Source organism: Azohydromonas caseinilytica (assembly GCF_012927045.1).
Classification (GTDB): domain Bacteria; phylum Pseudomonadota; class Gammaproteobacteria; order Burkholderiales; family Burkholderiaceae_C; genus Azohydromonas; species Azohydromonas caseinilytica.
The window spans coordinates 341,852-365,652 of sequence record NZ_JABBFW010000002.1; the positions used below are offsets into that span (position 1 = coordinate 341,852).

The 23,801-nt window shown below is 70.8% G+C and carries 20 protein-coding genes; 19 read left to right on the top strand and 1 reads right to left on the bottom strand.

The window, feature by feature from the left end; genetic code table 11:
• The first annotated feature begins 131 nt into the window (after nucleotides 1-131).
• From lpdA to yoaA, 3 genes are all read left to right on the top strand, one after another.
• The gene (lpdA, locus tag HHL10_RS04645) at nucleotides 132-1,559 is read left to right on the top strand and encodes a dihydrolipoyl dehydrogenase (protein WP_169159160.1); all 1,428 of its coding nucleotides are present in this window, start codon (nucleotides 132-134) and stop codon (nucleotides 1,557-1,559) included.
• A gap of 129 nt (nucleotides 1,560-1,688) precedes the next feature.
• Nucleotides 1,689-2,786, top strand: a complete 1,098-nt coding sequence (gene zapE / locus HHL10_RS04650) for a cell division protein ZapE (protein ID WP_169159161.1) — start codon at nucleotides 1,689-1,691, stop codon at nucleotides 2,784-2,786.
• 151 nt (nucleotides 2,787-2,937) lie between these two features.
• Nucleotides 2,938-5,034, top strand: coding sequence for a DNA repair helicase YoaA (gene yoaA, locus HHL10_RS04655; RefSeq protein WP_169159162.1), 2,097 nt, complete (start codon nucleotides 2,938-2,940; stop codon nucleotides 5,032-5,034).
• A 65-nt stretch (nucleotides 5,035-5,099) separates the two neighbouring features.
• On the opposite strand, the gene HHL10_RS04660 is transcribed toward yoaA, so the two are convergent.
• Nucleotides 5,100-5,927, bottom strand: coding sequence for an outer membrane protein assembly factor BamD (locus HHL10_RS04660; protein WP_169159163.1), 828 nt, complete (start codon nucleotides 5,925-5,927; stop codon nucleotides 5,100-5,102).
• Between the two features lie 58 nt (nucleotides 5,928-5,985).
• On the opposite strand from HHL10_RS04660, the gene HHL10_RS04665 reads away from it, so the two are divergent.
• The 16 genes from HHL10_RS04665 to hflC all read left to right on the top strand — a co-directional run bounded on the left by HHL10_RS04665 (nucleotide 5,986) and on the right by hflC (nucleotide 23,721).
• On the top strand, nucleotides 5,986-6,945 hold the full coding sequence (locus HHL10_RS04665; RefSeq protein WP_169159164.1) for an RluA family pseudouridine synthase: 960 nt from the start codon (nucleotides 5,986-5,988) through the stop codon (nucleotides 6,943-6,945).
• A gap of 305 nt (nucleotides 6,946-7,250) precedes the next feature.
• Nucleotides 7,251-7,937: an SMC-Scp complex subunit ScpB gene (scpB, locus tag HHL10_RS04670; RefSeq protein WP_169159165.1), complete on the top strand. Its 687-nt coding sequence runs from the start codon at nucleotides 7,251-7,253 to the stop codon at nucleotides 7,935-7,937.
• Nucleotides 7,938-7,963: 26 nt separating this feature from the next.
• Nucleotides 7,964-10,369: a pseudouridine synthase gene (locus HHL10_RS04675; protein ID WP_235971075.1), complete on the top strand. Its 2,406-nt coding sequence runs from the start codon at nucleotides 7,964-7,966 to the stop codon at nucleotides 10,367-10,369.
• Between the two features lie 207 nt (nucleotides 10,370-10,576).
• Nucleotides 10,577-11,002: a nucleoside-diphosphate kinase gene (gene ndk, locus HHL10_RS04680; RefSeq protein WP_169159167.1), complete on the top strand. Its 426-nt coding sequence runs from the start codon at nucleotides 10,577-10,579 to the stop codon at nucleotides 11,000-11,002.
• A gap of 45 nt (nucleotides 11,003-11,047) precedes the next feature.
• Entirely contained in the window at nucleotides 11,048-12,202 is a 1,155-nt protein-coding gene (gene rlmN, locus HHL10_RS04685) for a dual-specificity RNA methyltransferase RlmN (protein ID WP_169159168.1), read from the top strand.
• 34 nt (nucleotides 12,203-12,236) lie between these two features.
• Entirely contained in the window at nucleotides 12,237-13,016 is a 780-nt protein-coding gene (gene pilW / locus HHL10_RS04690) for a type IV pilus biogenesis/stability protein PilW (protein WP_169159169.1), read from the top strand.
• A complete protein-coding gene (locus HHL10_RS04695) occupies nucleotides 13,009-13,908 on the top strand; it encodes a helix-turn-helix domain-containing protein (RefSeq protein WP_169159170.1) in 900 nt (299 codons plus the stop codon). The genes pilW and HHL10_RS04695 overlap by 8 nt, the downstream gene beginning before the upstream one ends.
• 11 nt (nucleotides 13,909-13,919) lie before the next feature.
• Nucleotides 13,920-15,191 carry a flavodoxin-dependent (E)-4-hydroxy-3-methylbut-2-enyl-diphosphate synthase gene (gene ispG, locus HHL10_RS04700; RefSeq protein ID WP_169159171.1) on the top strand — a complete coding sequence of 424 codons (1,272 nt, stop codon included), beginning with the start codon at nucleotides 13,920-13,922 and terminating at the stop codon, nucleotides 15,189-15,191.
• Nucleotides 15,192-15,372: 181 nt separating this feature from the next.
• A complete protein-coding gene (gene hisS, locus HHL10_RS04705; RefSeq protein WP_169159172.1) occupies nucleotides 15,373-16,701 on the top strand; it encodes a histidine--tRNA ligase in 1,329 nt (442 codons plus the stop codon).
• Between the two features lie 14 nt (nucleotides 16,702-16,715).
• Nucleotides 16,716-17,399 carry a YfgM family protein gene (locus HHL10_RS04710; protein ID WP_169159173.1) on the top strand — a complete coding sequence of 228 codons (684 nt, stop codon included), beginning with the start codon at nucleotides 16,716-16,718 and terminating at the stop codon, nucleotides 17,397-17,399.
• Nucleotides 17,396-18,511: an outer membrane protein assembly factor BamB gene (gene bamB / locus HHL10_RS04715; RefSeq protein WP_169159174.1), complete on the top strand. Its 1,116-nt coding sequence runs from the start codon at nucleotides 17,396-17,398 to the stop codon at nucleotides 18,509-18,511. The genes HHL10_RS04710 and bamB overlap by 4 nt, the downstream gene beginning before the upstream one ends.
• Before the next feature lie 10 nt (nucleotides 18,512-18,521).
• On the top strand, nucleotides 18,522-19,865 hold the full coding sequence (gene der, locus HHL10_RS04720; RefSeq protein ID WP_169159175.1) for a ribosome biogenesis GTPase Der: 1,344 nt from the start codon (nucleotides 18,522-18,524) through the stop codon (nucleotides 19,863-19,865).
• Between the two features lie 92 nt (nucleotides 19,866-19,957).
• A complete protein-coding gene (hfq, locus tag HHL10_RS04725) occupies nucleotides 19,958-20,200 on the top strand; it encodes an RNA chaperone Hfq (RefSeq protein ID WP_028999187.1) in 243 nt (80 codons plus the stop codon).
• A 55-nt stretch (nucleotides 20,201-20,255) separates the two neighbouring features.
• Nucleotides 20,256-21,521 (top strand): GTPase HflX, encoded by a 1,266-nt coding sequence (gene hflX / locus HHL10_RS04730; protein ID WP_169159176.1) that lies wholly within the window; start codon nucleotides 20,256-20,258, stop codon nucleotides 21,519-21,521.
• 92 nt (nucleotides 21,522-21,613) lie between these two features.
• Complete coding sequence (gene hflK / locus HHL10_RS04735) at nucleotides 21,614-22,810, top strand: FtsH protease activity modulator HflK (RefSeq protein ID WP_235971077.1); 1,197 nt, start codon at nucleotides 21,614-21,616, stop codon at nucleotides 22,808-22,810.
• Nucleotides 22,811-22,836: 26 nt separating this feature from the next.
• Complete coding sequence (hflC, locus tag HHL10_RS04740) at nucleotides 22,837-23,721, top strand: protease modulator HflC (protein WP_169159178.1); 885 nt, start codon at nucleotides 22,837-22,839, stop codon at nucleotides 23,719-23,721.
• Nucleotides 23,722-23,801: the final 80 nt, after the last annotated feature.

Below are 23,801 nucleotides of genomic sequence, written 5' to 3' on the forward strand. Positions count from 1 at the left end.
CGCCGGTTGCGCGGCCGCTGCGGCGGCCCGCGCCGGCTCCTGCTTCAGCTTCACCCGCAGCCTTCACCCGCGCGCCTGCCCCCGACCGGGCCCAGGGCGGGCGAGTGAGGGCTCAAACGCATCCGGAACTCATGAGCAAGAACTTCGACGTGGTCGTCATCGGCGGTGGCCCCGGCGGCTACATCGCCGCCATCCGCGCGGCCCAGCTGGGCTTCAACACCGCCTGCATCGACGAGTGGCAGAACGACAAGGGCGGCCCCGCTCCCGGCGGCACCTGCACCAACGTCGGCTGCATTCCCTCCAAGGCGCTGCTGCAGTCCAGCGAGCACTTCGAGCATGCCGCCAAGCACTTCGGCGACCACGGCATCAGCCTGGAGAACCTGCAGATCGACGTGGCCAAGATGGTCGGCCGCAAGGACAGCGTCGTGAAGCAGAACAACGACGGCATCCTGTACCTGTTCAAGAAGAACAAGGTCACGTTCTTCCACGGCCGCGGCTCCTTCGGCAAGGCGGTGGAGGGCGGCTACGAGATCAGCGTCGCCGGCAAGACCGCCGAGACCCTCACGGCAAAGAACGTGATCGTGGCGACCGGCTCCAACGCCCGCGCGCTGCCCGGCGTCCCGTTCGACGAGCAGAAGATCCTCTCCAACGACGGCGCGCTGCGCATCGGCGCCACGCCCAAGAAGCTGGGCGTGATCGGCGCCGGCGTGATCGGCCTGGAAATGGGCTCGGTGTGGCGCCGCCTGGGTGCGGACGTGACGATCCTCGAAGGCCTGCCCGTGTTCCTGGGCGCCGCTGACGAGCAGATCGCCAAGGAAGCGCACAAGGCCTTCACCAAGCAGGGCCTCAAGATCGAGCTGGGCGTGAAGGTCAACGCCATCTCGACCGAGGGCGAGGGCGTGAGCATCGCCTACGCCGACGCCAAGGGCGCCGAGCGGACGCTGGCGGTGGACAAGCTGATCGTGTCGATCGGCCGCGTGCCCAACACCATCGGCCTCAATCCGGAAGCCGTGGGCCTGCAGCTCGACGAGCGCGGCGCCATCGTGGTGGACGCCGAGTGCCGCACCAACTTGCCCGGCGTGTGGGCGGTGGGCGACGTGGTGCGCGGCCCGATGCTGGCGCACAAGGCCGAGGAGGAAGGCGTGGCGGTGGCTGAGCGCATCGCCGGCCAGCACGGCCATGTCAACTTCGACACCATCCCCTGGGTCATCTACACCAGCCCGGAAATCGCCTGGGTGGGCCAGACCGAGCAGGCGCTCAAGGCCGCGGGCCGCGCCTACAAGGCCGGCACCTTCCCGTTCCTGGCCAACGGCCGCGCCCGCGCGCTGGGCGACACCACGGGCATGGTGAAGTTCCTGGCCGACGCGCAGACCGACGAGATCCTGGGCGTGCACATCGTGGGCCCGATGGCCTCCGAGCTGATCTCCGAAGCCGTGGTGGCGATGGAGTTCAAGGCCAGCGCCGAGGACATCGCGCGCATCTGCCACGCGCACCCCTCGCTGTCGGAAGCGACCAAGGAAGCCGCCCTGGCGGTGGACAAGCGCACGCTCAACTTCTGAGCCCTGTGCTGAATCAGGGGCCCTGCGGGGCCTCTTTCCGAATCACCCGTTCGGGCTGAGCCCTTCGACAGGGCTCCCCTGAGCTTGTCGAAGGACTCAGGGCGAACGGAAAGAGCAATCGAGGAAGTCGTGGCCGTCCGAGCCCTCTACGAACAGACGCTGGCCGAGCGCGGCTACCAGGCCGACGCGGCGCAGCTGCGTGCCATCGAGGCGCTGGAGCGCTGCGAGAACGAGTGGATCGCCTACAAGGCGCGGCGCAGCAACGCCCTGACCAAGCTGATCCGGCGTCCGCCCCTGCCGCGCGGCGTCTACATGTACGGCGGGGTGGGGCGCGGGAAGAGCTTCCTGATGGACTGCTTCTTCCAGTCCGTGCCGCTCAAGCGCAAGACGCGGCTGCATTTCCACGAGTTCATGCGCGAGGTGCACCGCGAGCTGCAGGAGCTCAAGGGCACGGTCAATCCGCTCGACGAGCTGGGCCGGCGCATCGCGCGGCGCTATCGGCTGATCTGCTTCGACGAGTTCCACGTCGCCGACGTGACCGACGCGATGATCCTGCACCGGCTGCTGGAGGCGCTGTTCGCCAACCGGGTCTCGATCGTCACCACCTCCAACTTCCACCCCGACGGGCTCTATCCCAACGGCCTGCACCGCGACCGCATCCTGCCCGCCATCGAGCTGCTCAAGGCCCACATGGAGGTGCTCAACGTGGACGCCGGCACCGACTACCGCCGCCGCACGCTGGAGCATGTGCAGCTCTACCACTGCCCGCTGGGGCCGGAGGCCGACGCGGCCATGACGCGCGCCTTCGAGGAGCTGGCCGAGGCCAAGGAAGAGGACCCGGTGCTCCACATCGAGAAGCGCACGCTGCAGGCGCGCCGCCGCGCCGGCGGGGTGGTGTGGTTCGACTTCAAGACGCTGTGCGGCGGCCCGCGCTCGCAGAACGACTACCTGGAGATCGCCAGCCGCTTCCACACCGTGATGCTTTCCGGCGTGCCGCACATGCCGGTGCGCATGGCCAGCGAGGCCCGGCGCTTCACCTGGCTGGTGGACGTGCTCTACGACCGGCGCTGCAAGTTCATCGTCTCGGCCGCGGTGCCGCCGGAGCAGCTCTACACGGACGGCCCGCTGGCGCACGAGTTCCCGCGCACGGTGTCGCGCCTCAACGAGATGCAGTCCAGGGAGTTCCTGGAGCTGGAGCACCGCGAGGTCGATACCTCGCTGACCTGATCCCGGCATGCAGCAAAGCAATCCGTTCGGGCTGAGCCTGTCGAAGCCCTGTAGCCCGAACGAGCTGCAGGCCCTTCGACAAGCTCAGGGCGAACGGAAAAGGGGCTGACTCGGGGTTGCCACGGGCGCCCGGCCTACACTGCGCGCCCCCATGGCGAACACCCCATCCCAAGACTCCGCCCCGCTGGCCGGGCCTGATCACGACACCGGCGGCGGCGCGCTGGCCCAGGCCGTTGAAAAGGCCTTCGGTGCCCACGGAGCGCTGGCGCAGGCCGACCCGGGCTACGTGCAGCGCCCGGCGCAGCAGCAGCTCGCGCTGGCCGTCGCTCAAGCCATCGAGAACCGGGAGGCCCTGGTGGCCGAGGCAGGCACCGGGATTGGGAAAACCTTCGCCTATCTCGTGCCGCTGCTGCTGTCGGGCGCGCGCGCCCTGGTGAGCACGGCCACCAAGAGCCTGCAGGATCAGCTCTTCCTGCGCGACCTGCCGCGGCTGCGCGCCGCGCTGGGCCAGCCGGTGAGCCTGGCGCTGCTCAAGGGCCGCGCCAGCTACCTGTGCCGGCACCGGCTGCAGCTGGCGCGCGAGGCCGAGCACGAGGCGCGCACACAGCGCGCGCTGGCGCGCATCGAGCTGTGGGCGCAGGCCAGCGTCAGCGGCGACCTGGCCGAGCTGGACCTGCTCGACGAGCGCTCGCCGCTGCTGCCGCTGGTCAGCTCCACGCGCGACAACTGCCTGGGCGGCGAGTGTCCGCAGTTCACGCGCTGCCACGTGATGAAGGCGCGGCGCGAGGCGGTGTCGGCCGACGTGGTGGTGGTCAACCATCACCTGTTCTTCGCCGACCTGGCGCTGCGCGACAGCGGCGTGGCCGAGCTGCTGCCCACGGTGGACGTGGCGGTGTTCGACGAGGCGCACCAGCTGGTCGAGGCCGGCGTGCAGTTCCTGGGCACCACGCTGGGCAGCGCGCAGCTGCTGGATTTCAGCCGCGACCTGCGCATGGAGACCACCCAGCCCGCGCGCGGGCTGGCGCCCTGGGACGAGCTGGCCTCGCGCTGCGAGAGCGCCGCGCGCGAGCTGCGGCTGCGCGCGGCCGGGGCGCAGGCCCAGGCGCGCCTGTCGCTGCGCCTGGCCTGGACCGACCGCGCCGAGGACGGTGCCTTCAAGGCCGCGCTGGACGGCGTGGAGGCGGCGTGCAAGGCGGCGGCGGCCGCGCTGGAGCCGCTGGCCGGCAACGGGCCGGACCTGATGCGGCTGTCGCAGCGCGCGCAGCTGCTGGCCGAGCGCGCGGCGCGCTTTGCCGCGCCCAACGCGCCGGACCAGGTGCGCTGGATCGACGTCGGCCCGACGCAGGTGCGGTTGGTGGAGTCACCCCTGGACATCCGCAGCGCGCTGATGCAGCAGCGCGAGGCCGGGCGCAAGGCCTGGATCTTCACCTCGGCCACGCTGGGCGCGGACGCCAAGCTCTCCTGGTTCACCGGCAGCACCGCGCTGGAGGACGCGCGCGTGCTGCGCCTGGACAGTCCCTTCGACTACGCCGCCCACGCGCGGCTGTGGATTCCCGAGCGCTTCCCGGCCGCGGGCAGCGAGCCGCATGCGCCGGCGGTGGGCCGCGTGGCGGCGCGGCTGGCCAGCGCGCTGGGCGGACGCACCTTCGTGCTCACCACCACGCTGCGCGCGCTGCAGGCGGTGGCCGGCGCGCTGCGCGAGGCGCTGGCCGAGGGCGGCGTGGCGCTGGACGTGCTGGTGCAGGGGGAGGCGCCGAAGCGGCAGCTCGTGAAACGCTTCCTGGAGCGGCCGGCCTCGGTGCTGGTGGGCTCGGCCAGCTTCTGGGAGGGCATCGACGTGCCCGGCGACGCGCTGCAGTGCGTGCTGATCGACAAGTTGCCGTTCCCGCCACCCAACGACCCGCTGGTGGAGGCGCGCGTGGCGCAGCTGGAGGCGCAGGGCCGCAAGCCCTTTAACGAGTATTTCCTGGCCGAGGCGGCTGTCTCGCTGAAGCAGGGCGCGGGGCGGTTGATTCGCAGCGAGCGCGACCGCGGGCTGCTGGTGGTGTGCGACCCGCGCCTGGCGCTCAAGAGCTATGGCGGACGGCTGCGCAAGGCGCTGCCGCCGATGGCGCGGCTGAAGGAGGAGGGCGAGGCGCTGGCTTGGCTGCGTCAGCTGGCGGCCGAGCGCGAGACCGTCGATGCGCGCGGCGGGGACGATGCGGTTGGCGAGGCGGGCGAAACGCCGGCCGCCGCGGCCGGCGGCTGAGCGCGGGCCAGCCTCAAGAAAAAGGCCAGCCTCGCGGCTGGCCTCCGGGCTTCAGGGCCGGTGCCTCACCAGACCTGCCACCAGGGCTTCTTCTTGTCCTGCACGCCATCGGACATGAAGCGGCTCTGCGGGAAGTTCTGCTTGAGCACGCGCTCGGCGTCGTCGCGCAACTGGGGCAGCTCCAGGCGCTCGTAGCTGCGCGCCATGATGAAGAGCGCCTCCTCGGACGCGGGCGTCTGCGGGTACTCCTTCACCGCCGTCTGCGCGCGGTTGGCCGCGGCCACGTAGGCGCCGCGGCGGAAGTAGTAGCGCGCCACGTGCAGCTCGTAGTTCGCCAGCGCGTTGACGATGTAGTCCATGCGCGTGCGCGCCTCGACCGAGTACTTGGACTCCGGGAACTGGTCCACCAGCTGCTTGAAGGACTGGTAGGCGTCGCGCGAGGCCTGCTGGTCGCGCTCGGAGAGCTCCTGGTTGGCGAAGCGGCCCAGGATGCCGAGGTTGTCGTTGAAGTTGACGATGCCGCGCAGGTAGAGCGCGTAGTCCAGCGCCGGGCTGGAGGGATTGAGCTTGATGAAGCGGTCCAGCGTCGCCAGGGCCTCGGCGCGTTCGCCGGTCTTGTAGCGCACGTAGGCCAGGTCCAGCGTGGCCTGCTGCGCCAGCAGCGTGCCGGCGGCGCGGCCCTCGACGCGCTCCAGGGTCTTGATGGCACGCTCGTAGCTGCCCGCGCCGATGTCGTCCTTGGCGTCTGCGTACAATTTCTCGACCGCCACGGTGGACAGCGGGTCCTCCTTCGTGGTGCCGCAGCCCGAGATCAGCAGGGCCCCCGCCAGCACCGCCGCACAGGCCGCCGGCGTTTGATGCGCCCAGCGGCGCCTCCAAGAAGAAAAGCTCATCTGATGCAGCGGCGCGCGCCGCGCGCGTCGTCCGTAGGTCCAAGAAAACGTGAATTGTATGGTTGACCCCTTGTCCGACCCGGCGACCGAGGACGACGGCCCCGACGACGAACAACACGAGTGGCGCGAGCGCGAGGTCGATGCCGCGCTGCAGGGCCTGCGGCTGGACAAGGCGCTGGTGCTCATGGCGGGCGAGTTCTCACGCAACTATCTGCAGGGCCTGATCGAGCGCGGCCATGTGCGGCTCGACGGCCAGGTGGCGCGCACCGCGTCGCGCGGCGTGAGGCTGGGCCAGCGCATCCGGCTGGAGCTGGTGCCCACGGCGGAGAGCCGGGCCTTCAAGCCGGAGGCGCTGCCCATCACCGTGGTGTTTGAGGACGAGCACCTGATCGTGCTGGACAAGCCGGCGGGCATGGTGGTGCACCCGGCGGCGGGCAACTGGTCGGGCACGCTGCTCAATGCGCTGCTGGCGCACCACGCCGGCGCGGCGCGCCTGCCGCGCGCGGGCATCGTGCACCGGCTGGACAAGGACACCTCGGGCCTGATGGTGGTGGCCAAGACGCTGCCGGCCATGACGGCGCTGGTGCGCGCCATCGCCGCGCGCGAGGTGAGCCGCCACTACCTGGCGCTGGCGCATGGCGTGCCGAAGGAGGCCTCATTCACCGTGGACGCGCCCATCGGCCGCGACCCGCGCTCGCGCGTGCGCATGGCCATCGTGGCCTCGGGCAAGCCCGCGCGCACCGACTTCGAGGTGCTGGTCGCCGGGCACGGCGCCTGCGCGCTGCGCTGCACGCTGCACAGCGGGCGCACGCACCAGATCCGCGTGCACCTGGCCTCGCGCGGGCACCCGCTGCTGGCCGACGCGGTGTACGGCGGCACGCCGCTGCTGGGCCTGGAGCGCCAGGCGCTGCATGCGGCGCGGCTGCGCTTCACGCATCCGGTGCTGGGCGGCGAGCTGGCGTTCGAGCAGGCGCCACCGGCGGACCTGGCCGCGGCCTGGCACGCCTTGCAAGGCTAGAAAAGCGTGCGCAAGTCGCCCGGGAAAAGCCCTTGCGGCCCGCTTCGGACCCTTGCAAGGACGGGAAGGCCGTGCAAGGGGGTTACAATCAACATGTCCTTGCGCGCGGCAGGCATCAAGCAGCCCGCCCTGCCGCCCGACCCGAGCCCTTGAAGCCCCGCACCCGAGCGCCGGCGTGAGCCGCAGCAGCCGGGTCCGGCCCCAGGTCCGAACCCAACGCCGGCAGCCCCTTTCCGGGCGCCCGTCCTTCGACCCTTGACCGTCGTGATGTCCGACGCTGCCGCACGCGGCACTCCGAGACCTTGATGAACACCCAGGATGCCAAGCGCGTCCTCGAAACCGCATTGATCTGCGCGCAGCAGCCGCTGCCGCTGCGCGAGTTGCGCCTGCTGTTCGACCAGCAGCTGGGCGCCGATACGCTGCGCACGCTGCTCGACGAGATCGCGCGCGACTGGCAGGGCCGGGGCGTGGAACTGGTGACGCTGGCCTCGGGCTGGCGCTTCCAGAGCCGCCCCGAGATGCAGCCCTACCTGGCGCGGCTGCAGCCCGAGAAGCCACCGCGCTACTCGCGCGCCGTGATGGAGACGCTGGCCATCATTGCGTACCGCCAGCCCGTGACGCGCGGCGACATCGAGGACATCCGCGGCGTGACCGTGAGCACCCAGGTCATTCGCCAGCTTGAAGAGCGCGGCTGGGTCGAGGTCATCGGCCACCGCGAGGCGCCGGGGCGGCCCGCCCTGTACGCCACCACGCGCCAGTTCCTGGACGACCTGGGGCTGGGCGGCCTGGATGGCCTGCCGCCCCTGGATGCCCCCGGCGCGCTGCCGCAGGCGCTGGAGTCCCCGCTCCAGGCGGCCCTGGCGCAGCAGTTGCCGTTGCTGGACGCGTCCTCCGAAACCCACGCCGCTGCAGTGCCCGATGCGTCGGCTCCTGCCGCCACCACCGAACCCTCATCGGCCCACGGGGCCGATCACACCCCCTCGCAGCCATGAACTCCCAAGAAGACGCTGACAACCCGTTGACCCCCCCCACCGCCGCAGAGGACGGCGCCCCGGCTGCGCAGGAGGCTGCCGCCTCCGTGCGCCGGCGCGCCCCGCGCAAGCGCGCCGCGCCCAAGGCGGCGGCCGAGGCGGCTGAAGCCGTCGCGCCGGCCGAGCCGGGCAGCGAGGCGCCGGCGGCCGCGGCCCCGGAGCAGGCGGCGCCGGCCGAAGAGGCGGCCGCGCCGCGCCGCGCCCGCGCACCCCGTGCGCCCCGCAAGAAGGCGGCCGAGGCGGTGACCGAGACGGCGGCCGAAACCGCCAGCCCGGAAGCCGCGCTGCCCGTGGTGCCCGTCGTGGCGGCCGAGGTGTCTGCCGCCACGCTGGAAGCCGTGGCTCCCGCGGTGGCGGCTGCGGCCGAGACCGCGGCCGTGCAGCCCGCTTCGACGGATGCTGTTGCTGAAGCGGCGCCGGCCGGGCCTGCGGGTGGCGAGGGCGAGACGGCGGGTGTCGCTGCCGAGGGCGGGGCCGAGGCGTCCGAGCGTCCGCGCCGCCGCCGCAACCGCCGCGAGAAGCCGGCGGCCGAGGCCGCTACCGCTTCCGAAGTGGGGGCCGAGGGTGCGGGCCAGGACGTGAGCGAGGGCGCGCCGGCCGAAGCCGTGGTGCCGCTGGGTGAGGACGGTGCGCTGCTGGCCGCGCCGGGCAAGGAGCAGCGCCGCGAAGGCCGCAACCGCCGCGGGCGCGGCGCCAAGCGCGATCAGGCCGCCGAGGGCGGTGAGGGCAGCGAGGCCGCCACCGAAGGCGCGCCGCAGGCTGCGCAGGGCGAGGCGGCCCAGGCCGCTGCGCCGGAGGTGGTGCCCAACACGCAGGAAGTGTTCGAGCAGGTGCTGTCCGGCGCCTTCGACGTCGAGCCGGCCGCGGAAGAGACCGAGGCCGCCGTGCCGCCCAAGCGCGTGCTGGCCGCCGAGCCCGATGCGCCCAAGCTGCACAAGGTGCTGGCGCAGGCCGGCATCGGCTCGCGCCGCGACATGGAGCAGCTCATCGTCGAGGGCCGCATCACCGTCAACGGCGAGCCCGCGCACACCGGGCAGCGCATCTCCTGGGGCGACCGCATCCAGGTCAACGGCAAGCCCATCCGCGTGCGCATCGCGCCGCCGCCGGCGCGCGTGATCGCCTACCACAAGCCCGTGGGCGAAGTGGTGACGCACGACGACCCGCAGCAGCGCCCGACCGTGTTCCGGCGCCTGCCCCGGCTGCAGCAGGGCAAGTGGCAGTCGGTGGGCCGGCTCGACATCAACACCGAAGGCCTGCTGCTGTTCACCAACTCCGGTGAACTGGCCAACCAGCTGATGCATCCGCGCTTCGGCGTGGAGCGCGAGTACGCGGTGCGCGTGCTGGGCACGCTCGAGCCCGAGGCGCGCGCCAAGCTGCTCGAAGGCGTGGAGATCGACGGCCAGAGCGCGGCCTTCAAGTCCATCGAGGACGGCGGCGGCGAGGGCGTGAACCACTGGTACCGCGTCGTCATCACCGAAGGCCGCAACCGCGAGGTGCGCAAGCTTTTCGACGCCGTGGGCCTGGCCGTGAGCCGCCTCATCCGCATCCGTTACGGCACCGTGGTGCTGCCGCGCGGCCTCAAGCGCGGCACCTGGGTGGACCTGGACGAGAACGACGTGCGCACCATCCGGCGCCTGGCCCAGGGGCCGGGCGGCGAGCAGCGCCGCAGCGAGGGCGGCGACGACCGGCGCAACAACCGCCGCGGCAAGCGCCGCGGTGGCCGACAGGGCGAGGGCACGCCGCTGCCGCAGGAGGCGCGCGAAGCCCGCGAGCCGCGCGGCCCGCGTCGTGATGCCGAGCAGCCACCGCGTGGCGGCGACCGGCCCGACCGCGGTGGCGATCGTCCGGACCGCAACCGCCGCGGCAAGCGCGGGCGTGGCGGCGAGGGCCCGCTGCGCGAGGGCCCGCTGCGCGAGGGCGGCGCGATCCCGAACCCGCTGCAGCAGACCTACGACAAGCGCGCGATCCAGAGCGAGCGCGCGCGCAGCCGCAGCGCCGATTGGGAGGACGACGACAACCGGCCGATCCCCAATCCGCTGCAGCAGACCTACGACAAGCGCGCGCTGCAGGCCGAGCGCCAGCGGCGCGAGCGCAACGAGGATGGCCCGATCCCGAACCCGCTGCAGCAGACCTTCGACAAGCGCTTTGTGCAGAAGGGGCCGGGCGGTGGCGGTGGCGGTGGTTTCAACCGCAACCGTGGCCCCGGCGGCGGCGGCGGCGGCTTCGGCGGCCAGGGCAACGGCCCGCGCGGCGGCAAGGGCGGCAACCGGGGCAAGGGCGGCGAGCCGCGCCAGCCCGATCCGATGCAGACCTCCGTGGGCTACATCGGCGCCGATGCCTTCCTGCGCGGCAAGGGCCGCGGCGGCGGCCGGGGCGGCCGCGGCGGTCGCTGACGCCAAGCCGGCATGCCGGCGTGCCGGGCGAGGTGCCTCTTGCCCGGCTGAATTCCTTGACCTTGCCGGCAGGCGTGCGGTCCGCGCCTGCCGGCAGCTTCCCTGCCCATGCCGTCCCGGCCGCGCTTACATCCGCGCGCCGGGACCGGCCATAGGCGCCCCCTTACAATCGCGGGTTTTGCCCAATCGCCTTCAAGGAGAACCTACATGGCCATCGAACGCACCCTGTCCATCATCAAGCCCGACGCCGTGGCGAAGAACGTGATCGGCCAGATCTACGCCCGCTTTGAAGGCGCCGGCCTGAAGATCGTCGCCGCCAAGATGGCGCACCTGTCGCGCCGCGAGGCCGAGCAGTTCTACGCGGTGCACGCCGCGCGTCCCTTCTTCAAGGACCTGGTGGACTTCATGGTCTCCGGCCCCGTGATGATCCAGGTGCTCGAAGGCGAAGGCGCCATCGCCAAGAACCGTGAGCTGATGGGCGCCACCGACCCGAAGAAGGCCGAGAAGGGCACCATCCGCGCCGACTTCGCCGACAGCATCGACGCCAACGCCGTGCACGGCTCCGACGCCCCCGAAACCGCCGCCGTGGAAGTGGCCTTCTTCTTCCCCGGCATGCAGGTCTTCAGCCGCTGATACAAGGCTGAATACCGCTTGACCGCCTGAACAGGCCCCGCAGCCATGAGCCTCGTCAACCTGCTGGATTTCGACCTCGAAGGCCTCACCGCCTTCTGCGAGGGCCTGGGCGAAAAGCGTTTCAGGGCCGTGCAGCTCTTCCGGTGGATTCACCAGAAGGGTGCCCGCGACTTCGGCCAGATGTCCGATCTGGCCAAGTCCCTGCGCGAAAAGCTCGCCACCCGCGCCGAGGTGCGGCCGCTGTCCGTGCTCAGCGAGCATGTCTCCAGCGACGGCACCGTGAAGTGGCTGTTCGACGTGGGCGGCGGCAACGCGGTGGAAAGCGTGTTCATTCCCGAGGAGGACCGCGGCACGCTGTGCGTGTCCTCGCAGGCCGGCTGCGCCGTGGGCTGCCGCTTCTGCTCCACCGGCCACCAGGGTTTCAGCCGCAACCTCAGCACGGGCGAGATCCTGGCCCAGCTGTGGCATGCGGAACATCAGCTGCGCGCCCGGCTCAAGCTCGGTGTTGGCGAACGCGCCATCGACAACGTCGTGATGATGGGCATGGGCGAGCCGCTGCAGAACTACGCGGCGCTGGTGCCCGCGCTGCGCACCATGCTCGACGACCATGGCTATGGCCTGTCGCGCCGCCGCGTGACGGTGAGCACCTCGGGCGTGGTGCCGATGATCGAGCGGCTGCGCGAGGACTGCCCCGTGGCGCTGGCCGTGTCGCTGCACGCGCCCAACGACCCGCTGCGCGACGAGCTGGTGCCGCTCAACCGCAAGTACCCGATCGCCGAGCTGCTGGACGCCTGCCACGCGTACCTCAGCGCCGCGCCGCGCGACTTCATCACCTTCGAGTACTGCATGCTCGACGGCGTCAACGACACTGACGATCACGCGCGGCAGCTCATCGAGCTGGTGCGCCGCAGCCCGCGTGCCGACGGCAGCCGCGGCATCAGCTGCAAGTTCAACCTCATTCCCTTCAACCCCTTCCCGGCCTCGGGGCTCAAGCGCTCGCCGCGCGAGCGGGTGCAGGCCTTCGCGCGCGTGCTGGCGGACGCCGGCATCGTCACCACGGTGCGCAAGACGCGCGGTGACGACATCGACGCCGCCTGCGGCCAGCTCGCCGGCGAGGTGCAGGACCGCACGCGCGCGGCCGAGCGCATGACGCGCGCGCCGATCCGCATCCACGCTGCCGCCCCGACCGCGCGCTCCTGAGGCCGCGCGGCCGCCAGACGTCCAGCCCGACTCGATGCCTCTCGCCCGCCCGAGCCCGTTGCTGCCCGGCCTGCTGAGCGCGGCCCTGCTGCTGGCCGGCTGCGCCGCGGGGCCGGCGCGCGTGGCCGAGCCTGATGCGGACCAGCGCCGCGCGCAGACCCGGCTGGCGCTGGCCACGGCCTACTTCGAGCAGGGGCAGGCCGAAACGGCGCTGGAGGAGGTGGATCGGGCGCTGGCGGCCGATCCGCTGCTGGCGCCGGCCCATGGCCTGCGCGGCCTGGCACAGGCCAGCCTGGGCCAGAACGTGGCGGCGCAGGCCAGCTTCACCCGGGCGCTGGAGCTGGCGCCGCGCGACGCCGACACGCTGCACAACCACGGCTGGTTCCTGTGCCAGCAGCAGCGCTGGGACGAGGCGCAGTCCCGCTTCGAGCAGGCGCTGGCGCAGCCGGACTACCGCGGCACGGCGCGCAGCCTGCTGGCGCTGGGCGTGTGCCAAGGGCGGGCGCAGCGCTGGGAGGCGGCCGAGCACAGCTTGGCGCGTGCCTTTGAGCTGGACCCGGCCAACACCGCCACGGCACTGGGCCTGGCCGAGGTGCTGCTGCGCCGTGGTGACGCCGAGCGCGCGCGCTGGCATGTCGAGCGCGTCAGCCGCTCGGGCACGCCGGCCGATGCGCAGACGCTGTGGCTGGCCGCGCGCATCGAGCACCGGCTGGGCCGCCACGCGGCCGTGGAAGCCTTCGGGCGCGAATTGCGCCAACGTTATCCGCAGGCGCCACAGACGCTTGCCCTGGACCAAGGACGTTTTGATGACTGAGCCGAGCGCATCGCCCTCGCGTGGTGATTCCCCCGGTGCGCTGCTGCGCCAAGCGCGCCAGCAGCAGGGCGTGGAACTGGACACGCTGGCCGCCGCCATCAAGGTGCGGCCGGAGAAGCTTGCGGCGCTGGAAAGCGACCGCTACGACCAACTGCCTGACATGGCGTTCACGCGCGCGCTGGCCAAGACGCTGTGCCGCACGCTCAAGATCGACGCCGCGCCGGTGCTGGCCGGGCTGCCCTCCAGCATCGACGGCGAGCGTCTGGAGCAGGTGGCCACCGGGCTGAACACGCCGTTCCGCGAGCGTGCGGGCCGGCATGAGACGCGTGACTGGGGCCCGCTCAAGCGCCCCTTGCTGTGGGCCGTGGCGCTGCTGCTGCTGGGGGCGGCTGCGATCGTGCTGATGCCGGCCGAATGGTTCAGGTTCGGCAGCGGAGCCACCTCGGAAACGCCCGAAGCGGCGGCCACGACCGGCGCGGACCCGGCTGCTTCGGGCGTGGTGGAGACGCTGATCACGCCGTCCACGCCGCCGGCCGCCGATACGACCGCTCCCGCGCCGGCCCCGGCGACGCCGGCTTCGGTCCCGGCCTCGACCCCGGCGGCCGCCGCGACCCCGGCGGTCACGGCGGATACGACGCTGGTGGCCGCCGCCACCAGTGGCCTGCTGGTGATGCGCGCCAGCGCCCAGTCCTGGGTGGAGGTGCGCAACAGCGCCAACCAGGTGCTGCTGTCGCGTGCGCTGCAGGCCGGTGAAACCGTCAACCTCGACGGCGCGCCGCCGCTGCGCGCCACCATCGGCAACGCCGCCGCCACCGCGGTGAGCTTCCGCGGCCAGGCGCTGGATCTGCGGTCACAAGCCCGTGACAACGTGGCGCGTCTCGAACTGAAGTGAGCCCCGATCCGATGAACACGCCTTTGGAACCGATTGCCGTGGCCCAGCCCGCCGCTCGCCGCTCGCTGCAGGCGCGCGTGACCTGGGGCGGCCGGGTGCTGACGCTGGGCGGCGACGCGCCGGTGCGCGTGCAGTCGATGACCAACACCGACACCGTGGACGTCATCGGCACCGCCATCCAGGTCAAGGAACTGGCGCTGGCCGGCTCGGAGCTGGTGCGCATCACCGTCAACACGCCCGAGGCGGCGCAGGCCGTGCCGCACATCCGCGAGCAGCTCGACCGCATGGGCCTCTCGGTGCCGCTGGTCGGCGACTTCCATTACAACGGCCACCGCCTGCTGAGCGAGTTCCCGGACATGGCCGCCGCCCTGTCCAAGTACCGCATCAACCCGGGCAACGTGGGCAAGGGCGACAAGCGCGACCGCCAGTTCGCCCAGATGATCGAGGCCGCCTTGAAACACGACCGCCCGGTGCGCATCGGCGTGAACTGGGGCAGCCTGGACCAGGAGCTGCTGGCCGCGCTGATGGACGAGAACGCCCGGCGCGCCCAGCCCTGGGACGGCAAGCAGGTCATGTACCAGGCGCTGGTGCAGTCGGCGCTGTCTTCCGCCGCCTTCGCCGTGGAAATGGGCATGGACCCGGCGCAGGTGATCCTGAGCTGCAAGGTCTCCGGTGTGCAGGACCTGGTGAGCGTCTACCGCGCCCTGGCCGCGCGCTGCCGGCATCCGCTGCACCTGGGCCTGACCGAGGCCGGCATGGGCACCAAGGGCACGGTGGCCTCCGCCGCGGCGCTGTCGCTGCTGCTGCAGGAAGGCATCGGCGACACCATCCGCGTCAGCCTCACGCCGCAGCCGGGCGAGCCGCGCACGCAGGAGGTGGTGGTGGCGCTGGAGATCCTGCAGGCCCTGGGCCTGCGCGCCTTCAATCCCAGCGTCACGGCCTGCCCGGGCTGCGGCCGCACCACCAGCACCACCTTCCAGGAACTGGCCAAGCAGATCGACGACTTCCTGCGCGCGCAGATGCCGGTGTGGAAGGCGCAGTACCCGGGGGTGGAGAACCTCAAGGTCGCGGTGATGGGCTGCATCGTCAACGGCCCCGGCGAGAGCAAGCACGCCGACATCGGCATCAGCCTGCCCGGCACCGGCGAGGCGCCGGCCGCGCCGGTGTTCATCGACGGCGAGAAGGCGCTGACGCTGCGCGGCGAGGGCATCGCCGCGGACTTCCAGAAGATCGTCCAGGACTACATCGAGAAGCGCTTCGGCGCGGCGGCCGAGGTGCGCTGAGCGCGCCGGCCCGGCCCGCGGAGGCTGCTTCTTTTCCCGTTTGGGCTGAGCTTGTCGAAGCCCCGCCGCGCGGCTGGGCCGCGGCCCCTCGACAGAGCCTGGCCTGAGCCTGTCGAAGGGCTCAGGGCGAGCGGAAACCTATTTCCCGGCCGCTGCCGGTGCAGCGGCCACGACAACACACATGGCTGAACAACCGAAAAACAAGGTCGAGCCGCTGCGCGCGGTCAAGGGCATGAACGACATCCTGCCGCCCACGTCCGCGCACTGGGAGTGGCTGGAGGACAAGCTGCGTTCGCTCATGCGCCGCTACGGCTACCTCAACGCGCGCACGCCCATCGTCGAACCCACGGCGCTGTTCGTGCGCGGCCTGGGCGAGGTCACCGACATCGTCGAGAAGGAGATGTACTCCTTCGAGGACTCGATGAACGGCGACCGGCTGACGCTGCGCCCGGAGAACACCGCCGGCATGGTGCGTGCCGTCAACGAGCACGCGCTGCTGCACGACGGCGGCAAGCGGCTCTTCTACATCGGCCCCATGTTCCGCCACGAGCGACCGCAGAAAGGGCGCTACCGCCAGTTCCACCAGGCCGGCGCCGAGGCGCTGGGCTACGCCGGGCCGGATGTGGACGCCGAGCTGATCCTGATGTGCCGGGCGCTGTGGCGCGAGCTGGGGCTGGTGGAAGGGCGCGACGTCACGCTGGAGCTCAACAGCCTGGGTCAGCCCGACGAGCGCAACGCGCACCGCGCGGCGCTCATCGCCCACTTCGAGGCCCATGCCGAGCTGCTGGACGAGGACGCCAGGCGCCGCCTGCACAGCAACCCGCTGCGCATCCTCGACAGCAAGAACCCGGCGATGCAGCCGGTGATCGAGGCGGCGCCCAAGCTCATGGATTACCTGGGCGCCGAGTCGCGCGCGCACCTCGATGGGCTGTGCGCGATCCTGGATGCCGCGGGGCTGGCCTACCGCGTCAATCCGCGCCTGGTGCGCGGCATGGACTACTACAACCTGACCGTCTTCGAGTGGGTCACGACGCGCCTGGGCGCACAGGGCACGGTGTGTGGTGGCGGGCGCTACGACCCGTTGATCGCGCAGCTGGGCGGCAAGCCGGCGCCGGCCGTGGGCTGGGCCCTGGGCATGGAGCGGCTGCTGTTGCTGCTGGAAGAAGCCGGCGTGCTGCCGCCGCCCCCGCCGCCGCGCGTGTACGCGGTGATTCCCTCGGCGGCGGCGCTGCCGCAGGCCTTCGTCGCGCTGGAGGCGCTGCGCGCCGCCGGCGTGGCGGCGCTGATGCACCCGGGGCAGGGCAGCATGAAGTCGCAGTTCAAGCGCGCCGACGCCTCCGGGGCGCAATGGGCGTTGATCTTCGGCGACGAGGAGCTGGCCCGCGGCGAGGTGGCGCTCAAGGCGCTGCGCGCGCTGCCCGATGGTTCGCAGCTGCCGCAGCGCAGCCTGGCGCTGGCGGAGGTGGCGGCTTGGGCGTCGCACCTGCTGCACGATAATCCCGCGTTTTGACAGCCTTCAGCCTCATGGCCACCTCACTCGACCTGCAGGAACAGGAACAGATCGACCAGCTCAAGGCGTTCTGGAAGCAGTACGGCAACCTCATCACCTGGGTGCTGATCGTGGTGCTGGGCGCCTTCGCGGCCTGGAACGGCTGGAACTGGTGGCAGCGCGAGCAGGGCTTCAAGGCCGGCGCGCTGTACGGCGAGCTCGAGCGCGCGGCGCAGTCCGGCGAGGCCGACAAGGCGGCGCGGGCCTTCAATGACCTGCGCGAGCGCCATGGCGGCACGGCCTACGCCGCGCAGGGTGCGTTGCTGGCGGCCAAGGTGCAGGCCGACAAGGGCCAGGCCGATGCGGCCCGCGCCACGCTGGCCTGGGCTGCGGACAAGGCCGATGGCGACGCTTATCGCGACATCGCGCGGCTGCGCCTGGCGGCGCTGCTGATGGACCAGAAGCAGTACGACGAGGCGCTCAAGGCGCTTGACGGCGTCAAGGGCGACGAATTCAAGCCCCTGGCGGCGGACCGCCGCGGCGATGTGCTGCAGCTGCAGGGCAAGGCCGCCGAGGCCAAGAGCGCCTACCAGACGGCCTGGGCCGGCATGGACCCGGCCATCGAATACCGCCAGCTGGTCGAGGCCAAGCTCACCGCGCTGGGCGCGGCGCCCACGCCGGCCAACGCGGCTTCCGCCGCCAGCGGGGTGGCGCAATGAGCCGCCGCCTGTTGAGCGCCGCGCTGGCCGTGGCGGTACTGGCCGCGGGCTGCGCCTCCAGCAACAAGCCCAAGCCGGCGCCGCTGGAAAGCTTCACGGCGCAGCTGGCTGCCCGGCCGCTGTGGAACACCAGTGTCGGCACGCTGAACTTCGCGCTCACGCCCGCCCTGAGCGGCAACACGCTGGTGCTGGCCGGCAGCGATGGCCAGGTGCTGGCGCTGGCGGCCGACAGCGGGCGCGAGCTCTGGCGCGCCGGCGCTGGCGCGCCGCTGTCTGCCGGTGTGGGCAGCGACGGGCGCTTTGCCAGTGTCGTGACGCGGGACAACGAACTGCTGACCTTCGAGGCCGGCAAGCTGCTGTGGCGCCAGCGCCTGGGCTCGCGCATCGTCACCGCGCCGCTGGTGGCCGGCGAGCGCGTGTTCGTGCTGGGCCTGGACCGCGCGGTGCAGGCCTTCGATGCCATCGACGGCCGCCTGCTGTGGAAGCTGCAGCGCCCGGGCGAGCCGCTGACGCTGCTGCAGCCGGGCGTGCTGGCGCCGTTCAAGGACACACTGCTGGTGGGGCTGGGGCCGCGCCTGGTGGGCGTCGATCCGCTGCAGGGCACGGTGCGCTGGGAAGTGCCGATCGCGCTGCCGCGCGGCAGCAACGAGGTGGAGCGGCTGGCCGACCTGGTGGGACCGGTGCAGCGCACGGGCGACGTGGTCTGCGCGCGCGCCTTCCAGGCGGCCGTGGGCTGTGTCGATGCCGAGCGCGGTGCGCTGCTGTGGGCCAAGAACGCCAACGGCACTGCTCCGCTGGGCGGCGATGCCCGCCAGGTGTTCGGTGCCGATACCAGCGACCGCATCAGTGCCTGGAACGCCGCCAGCGGCGAGCCGGCCTGGACCAGTGACAAGCTGCTCAATCGCGACCTGAGCGGCGCGCTGGTGCTGGAGCGCGCCGTTGTCTTTGGCGACGCGGAAGGCTACGTGCACTTCCTGTCCCGTGATGGTGGCCGGACGCTGCAGCGCTTGCCCACCGACGGCTCGCCCATCCTGGGCAAGCCGCTGCGCGCGGGTGACGCCGTGGTGGTGCTCACGCGCAAAGGCGGCGTGTTCGCCTTCCGACCTGAATGAGGAAACGTTGATGAAACCCGTGGTGGCCCTGGTGGGCCGACCCAACGTCGGCAAATCGACGCTGTTCAACCGCATCACCAAGAGCCGCGACGCGATCGTGGCCGACTTCGCCGGGCTCACGCGCGACCGCCACTATGGCGACGCGCGGCTGGGCTCGCGCGAGTTCATCGTCATCGACACCGGCGGCTTCGAACCCGACAAGCCTTCCGGTGTGGTGGCGGAGATGGCCAAGCAGACCAAGCAGGCGGTGGCCGAGGCCGACGCCGTGGTCTTCGTCGTGGACATGCGCAACGGTGTCTCCGGACAGGACCATGACATCGCGCGCTACCTGCGCCAGTGCAACAAGCGCGTGTTCCTGGCCGTGAACAAGGCCGAGGGCATGGCCGACTCGCCGCTGCTGGCCGAGTTCCACGAACTCGGCATCGGCGAGCCGCACCCGATCTCCTCGGCGCACGGGCAGGGCATCCGCAGCCTGCTCGAAGCGGTGCTGGAAACCTTCGACTTCGGCGACGAGGACGAGGCGGAGAGCGAGGAAGAAGCCGCCAACCGGCCGATCCGGCTGGCCGTGGCCGGGCGTCCCAACGTCGGCAAGAGCACGCTCATCAACACCTGGCTGGGCGAGGAGCGGCTGGTGGCCTTCGACATGCCGGGCACCACGCGCGACGCCATCAGCGTGCCCTTCGAGCGGCTGGGGCAGAAGTTCGAGCTCATCGACACCGCCGGCCTGCGCCGCAAGGGCAAGGTGTTCGAGGCCATCGAGAAGTTCTCGGTGGTCAAGACGCTGCAGGCCATCGCCGACGCCAATGTCGTGCTGCTGCTGGTGGACGCCATGCAGGGCGTGAGCGAGCAGGACGCGCACATCGCCGGCTACGTGCTCGACTCGGGCCGCGCGGTGGTGATCGCCATCAACAAGTGGGACGCGGTGGACGGCTACCAGCGCGAGATGGTGGAACGCTCCATCGCGCAGCGGCTGGCGTTCCTGAAGTTCGCCCCCATCCTGCACATCTCCGCGCTCAAGCGGCAGGGCCTGGGGCCGCTGTGGAAGGCGATCGCGGACGCCCATGCCTCGGCCACGCGCAAGATGCCCACTCCGGTGCTGACGCGGCTGCTGCACGAGGCGGTGGAGCACCAGGCTCCGAAGCGCGCCGGCCATTTCCGGCCCAAGCTGCGCTATGCGCACCAGGGCGGCATGAATCCGCCGGTGGTGGTGGTGCACGGCAACTCGCTGGAGCATGTCACCGACAGCTACAAGCGCTTTCTGGAAGGCCGCATTCGCGACCATTTCAAGCTCGTGGGCACCCCGTTGCGCATCGAGATGAAGTCCTCGCACAACCCCTTCGTCGACAAGGAGTGAGGGGGTTGATCGTCTGCATGAACCGTGCCCGGCGGGCCTTTACGCCCCTGTGTTAACGTGCAGACTTTCTGGACTTTCATCACGGAGAACACGTGAGCAACAAAGGGCAACTCCTACAAGACCCGTTCCTGAACCTGCTGCGCAAAGAGCACGTGCCGGTCTCGATCTACCTGGTCAACGGCATCAAGCTGCAGGGTCACATCGAATCCTTCGACCAGTACGTGGTGCTGCTGCGCAACACGGTGACGCAAATGGTCTACAAGCACGCGATTTCTACCGTCGTGCCTGGGCGCGCAGTGAACTTCCACGCCCAAGAACAGAACGAAGCTTCCTGACCCGCCACTATTGCGGTGGCGGCCCTTCAAAGCAGCGTTCACCATTACTAACACCTTGAGTTCCGACACCTCCGCCGCCGCGTCGTCTGCCCAGCAGCCGGCGCGGGCGGTTCTGGTCGGGGTCGATCTGGGCCCTGACGCTTCCTTCGATCCCACGCTCGACGAACTGGCACTGTTGGCTGAATCGGCCGGTGACGAAGTCGTTGCGCGCGTGATCGCCCGCCGCAAGGCGCCTGATGCCGCACTGTTCGTCGGTTCCGGCAAGGCCGACGAGATCAAGCTCCTGGTGGACATGCACCAGGCGCATGGCGTGATCTTCGATCAGGCTCTCAGCCCCGCGCAGCAGCGCAATCTGGAGCGCCACCTCGGCGTGCCGGTGGCGGACCGCACGGCGCTGATCCTGGAAATCTTCGCCCAGCGCGCCCAAAGCCACGAGGGCAAGCTGCAGGTGGAGCTGGCGCGGCTGCAATACCTTTCGACCCGGCTGGTGCGGCGCTGGAGCCACCTGGAGCGCCAGCGCGGGGGCATCGGCACTCGCGGTGGCCCGGGCGAGGCGCAGATCGAGCTGGACCGCCGCATGATCGGCGAGCGCATCAAGGCGCTCAAGGTGCGGCTGGACAAGGTCAAGCGCCAGCGCGGCACACAACGCCGAGCGCGCGCGCGCAGCGGCACCTTCCGCGTCTCGCTGGTGGGCTACACCAACGCAGGCAAGTCCACGCTGTTCAATGCGCTGGTCAAGGCACGCGCCTACGCGGCCAACCAGCTGTTCGCGACGCTGGACACCACCACGCGCTCCATGTTTTTGGAGCAGGCGGGACGCGCGGTGTCGCTCTCCGACACCGTGGGCTTCATCCGGGATTTGCCGCACAAGCTGGTGGAGGCCTTCGAGGCCACGCTGCAGGAGGCAGCCGATGCTGACCTGCTGCTGCATGTCGTCGATGCGGCCAGCCCGGTGCTGCAGGAACAGATGGAAGAGGTGGACCGCGTGCTGGTCGAGATCGGCGCCGCGGACATTCCGCAAGTGCTGGTCTACAACAAGGTCGATGCACTGCCCGAGTCGCAGCGCCCGCGCCAGGCGGTCGATGCGCTGGAACGGATGCCCGGGGTACGCACGCCGCGCGTGTTCGCCAGCGCGCTGCAAGGGCAGGGACTGGATGCACTGCGTGACCTCATCGCGCAGGCCGCCACAGGCACCGAACCGGCCGACACCCAGATGACGCAGGATGCCGGCGTCGCTGATGACGAAGCCCCTCTGCCTTCGCCGTCCGGGCCCGCAGCCCGTGATGACGACGACTCCTCTCCTCGATCGATGCAAGCATGAGCATCCACCCTGACTCTTCCCTGCCATCGCCTTTGCGCTCCGTGGCCGGTGCCGCGCGGGCACTGCTGCGAGGGCTGGCGCGGCCGCTCCTGATGAGTAACGGCCGCAACGATGGGCCGCCCGACCTCGACGAGCTGTGGCGCGATTTCAACCGCAAGCTCTCCAACCTGTTCGGCGGCAAGTCGGGCCGGCCGGGGCCCAGCGGTGGCGATAACAATGGCGGCCCGTCCTTCCAGCCCGACATGAAGAGCGCGGGCATCGGCGCCGGGCTGATTGCCGGCGTGGTGCTGCTGATCTGGCTGGGCAGCGGCGTGTTCATCGTGCAGGAAGGCCACCAGGCGGTGGTGACCTCTTTCGGCCGCTATGCCTATACGGCCGATGCCGGCATTCAGTGGCGCTTCCCGTATCCGTTCCAGGCCCATGAGACGGTGCCGGTGACGCAGCTGCGCTCGGTGGAAGTCGGACGCAACACGGTGGTGCAGGCCACCGGGCTGCGCGACTCCTCGATGCTCACGCAGGACGAGAACATCGTGGACATCCGCTTCACGGTGCAGTACCGGCTCAAGGACGCGCGGGCCTACCTGTTCGAGAACCGCAATCCCGACGAGGCGGTGGTGCAGGCTGCGGAATCGGCGGTGCGCGAGATCGTGGGCCGCAGCAAGGTTGATTCGGTGCTGTACGAGCAGCGCGACGCGGTGGCGCAGGATTTGGTCAAGTCCATCCAGGGCCAGCTCGACCGGCTCAATGCTGGCATCGTGGTCGCCAACGTCAACATGGGCAGCGTGCAGGTGCCCGAGCAGGTGCAGGCGGCCTTCAACGACGCCGTCAAGGCCGGCGCCGACCGTGACCGCTTCAAGAATGAAGGTCAGGCTTACGCCAGCGATGTCATTCCCAAGGCGCAGGGCACGGCCGCACGGCTGCGTCAGGAGGCCGAGGGCTACCGCTCCCGCGTGGTGGCGCAGGCCGAGGGCGATGCCCAGCGCTTCCGCTCGGTGCTGGTTGAGTACCAGAAGGCGCCCGCTGTCACGCGTGACCGCCTCTACATCGACACCATGCAGCAGGTGCTGTCCAACGTCAGCAAGGTGCTGGTGGACAGCCGCAATGGCTCCAATCTGCTGTACCTGCCGCTGGACAAGCTGATGCAGCAGGCCGGGGCAGCGACCGCGGTGGCGCCGCCGCCTGCGGCATCCAACGTGCCCACGCCCGACAACAACAGCAACACGGCAGGCAACGTGGCTGACGTGCGTTCACGCGAGAACGCACGCGGCCGCGAGCGCGAAAGCCGCTGACCGCAGCGAGAAAGAGACAACAAGCAATGAACCGCATCGGACTCATTGTGGCCAGCGCGCTGATTGCGCTGATGCTGGCGGCCTCGACCCTGTTCATCGTCGATCAGCGCCAAGTGGCGGTGGTGTACGCGCTGGGTGAGATCAAGGAAGTCATCACCGCGCCGGGACTCAAGCTCAAGCTGCCGCCGCCGTTCCAGAACGTGGTGTTCCTCGACCGGCGCATCCAGACCCTGGACAGCCCCGAATCGCGGCCGATTTTCACGGCCGAGAAGAAGAGCTTGGTGATCGATTGGCTGGTGAAGTGGCGCATCGCCGAGCCGCGCCAGTTCATCCGCAACAACGGCACCGACCTGCGCAACCTGGAGAACCGGCTGGCGCCGGTGGTGCAGGCGGCCTTCAACGAGGAAGTGACGCGGCGCAGCGTCAGCGGCGTGCTTGCCACCGAGCGCGAGCGCGTGATGAACGACGTGCGGGCACGGCTCACCGACGAGGCCAAGGCCTTCGGCATCGAGATCGTGGACGTGCGCGTCAAGCGCGTCGACTTCGTGGCCGACATCACGGATGCGGTCTATCGCCGCATGGAATCCGAGCGCAAGCAGGTGGCCAATGAGCTGCGGTCCACCGGCGCCGCCGAGGCAGAACGCATCCGTGCCGACGCCGACCGGCAGCGCGAGGTGATCGTGGCCGAGGCTTACCGCGACGCGCAGAAGATCAAGGGCGAGGGTGACGCCCAGGCCTCGGCGCTGTACGCCGACGCCTTCGGGCGGGATCCGCAGTTCGCACAGTTCTATCGCAGCCTGGAGGCCTACCGCGCCAGCTTCCGCCAGAAGAGCGACGTGATGGTGCTGGAGCCCGGCAGCGACTTCTTCCGCGCCCTGCGCAGCCCCGGCACCGCGCCGGCATCCCGCTGACAGGCCTCAAACGGGACGGCATGCCGGCGGCGTCGCCGGCTGTCACCGGCTCGGGTTGAAGCACCCGGGCGCGGGGGATG

Bases quoted from the DNA above. Each gene is read 5' to 3' on its own strand.
- lpdA (WP_169159160.1), top strand. From the start codon at position 132: ATGAGCAAGAACTTCGACGTGGTCGTCATCGGCGGTGGCCCCGGCGGC.
- yoaA (WP_169159162.1), top strand. From the start codon at position 2,938: ATGGCGAACACCCCATCCCAAGACTCCGCCCCGCTGGCCGGGCCTGAT.
- HHL10_RS04660 (WP_169159163.1), bottom strand. From the start codon at position 5,927: ATGAGCTTTTCTTCTTGGAGGCGCCGCTGGGCGCATCAAACGCCGGCG.
- HHL10_RS04665 (WP_169159164.1), top strand. From the start codon at position 5,986: ATGGTTGACCCCTTGTCCGACCCGGCGACCGAGGACGACGGCCCCGAC.
- scpB (WP_169159165.1), top strand. From the start codon at position 7,251: ATGAACACCCAGGATGCCAAGCGCGTCCTCGAAACCGCATTGATCTGC.
- ndk (WP_169159167.1), top strand. From the start codon at position 10,577: ATGGCCATCGAACGCACCCTGTCCATCATCAAGCCCGACGCCGTGGCG.
- rlmN (WP_169159168.1), top strand. From the start codon at position 11,048: ATGAGCCTCGTCAACCTGCTGGATTTCGACCTCGAAGGCCTCACCGCC.
- pilW (WP_169159169.1), top strand. From the start codon at position 12,237: ATGCCTCTCGCCCGCCCGAGCCCGTTGCTGCCCGGCCTGCTGAGCGCG.
- HHL10_RS04695 (WP_169159170.1), top strand. From the start codon at position 13,009: ATGACTGAGCCGAGCGCATCGCCCTCGCGTGGTGATTCCCCCGGTGCG.
- ispG (WP_169159171.1), top strand. From the start codon at position 13,920: ATGAACACGCCTTTGGAACCGATTGCCGTGGCCCAGCCCGCCGCTCGC.
- hisS (WP_169159172.1), top strand. From the start codon at position 15,373: ATGGCTGAACAACCGAAAAACAAGGTCGAGCCGCTGCGCGCGGTCAAG.
- HHL10_RS04710 (WP_169159173.1), top strand. From the start codon at position 16,716: ATGGCCACCTCACTCGACCTGCAGGAACAGGAACAGATCGACCAGCTC.
- bamB (WP_169159174.1), top strand. From the start codon at position 17,396: ATGAGCCGCCGCCTGTTGAGCGCCGCGCTGGCCGTGGCGGTACTGGCC.
- der (WP_169159175.1), top strand. From the start codon at position 18,522: ATGAAACCCGTGGTGGCCCTGGTGGGCCGACCCAACGTCGGCAAATCG.
- hflK (WP_235971077.1), top strand. From the start codon at position 21,614: ATGAGTAACGGCCGCAACGATGGGCCGCCCGACCTCGACGAGCTGTGG.
- hflC (WP_169159178.1), top strand. From the start codon at position 22,837: ATGAACCGCATCGGACTCATTGTGGCCAGCGCGCTGATTGCGCTGATG.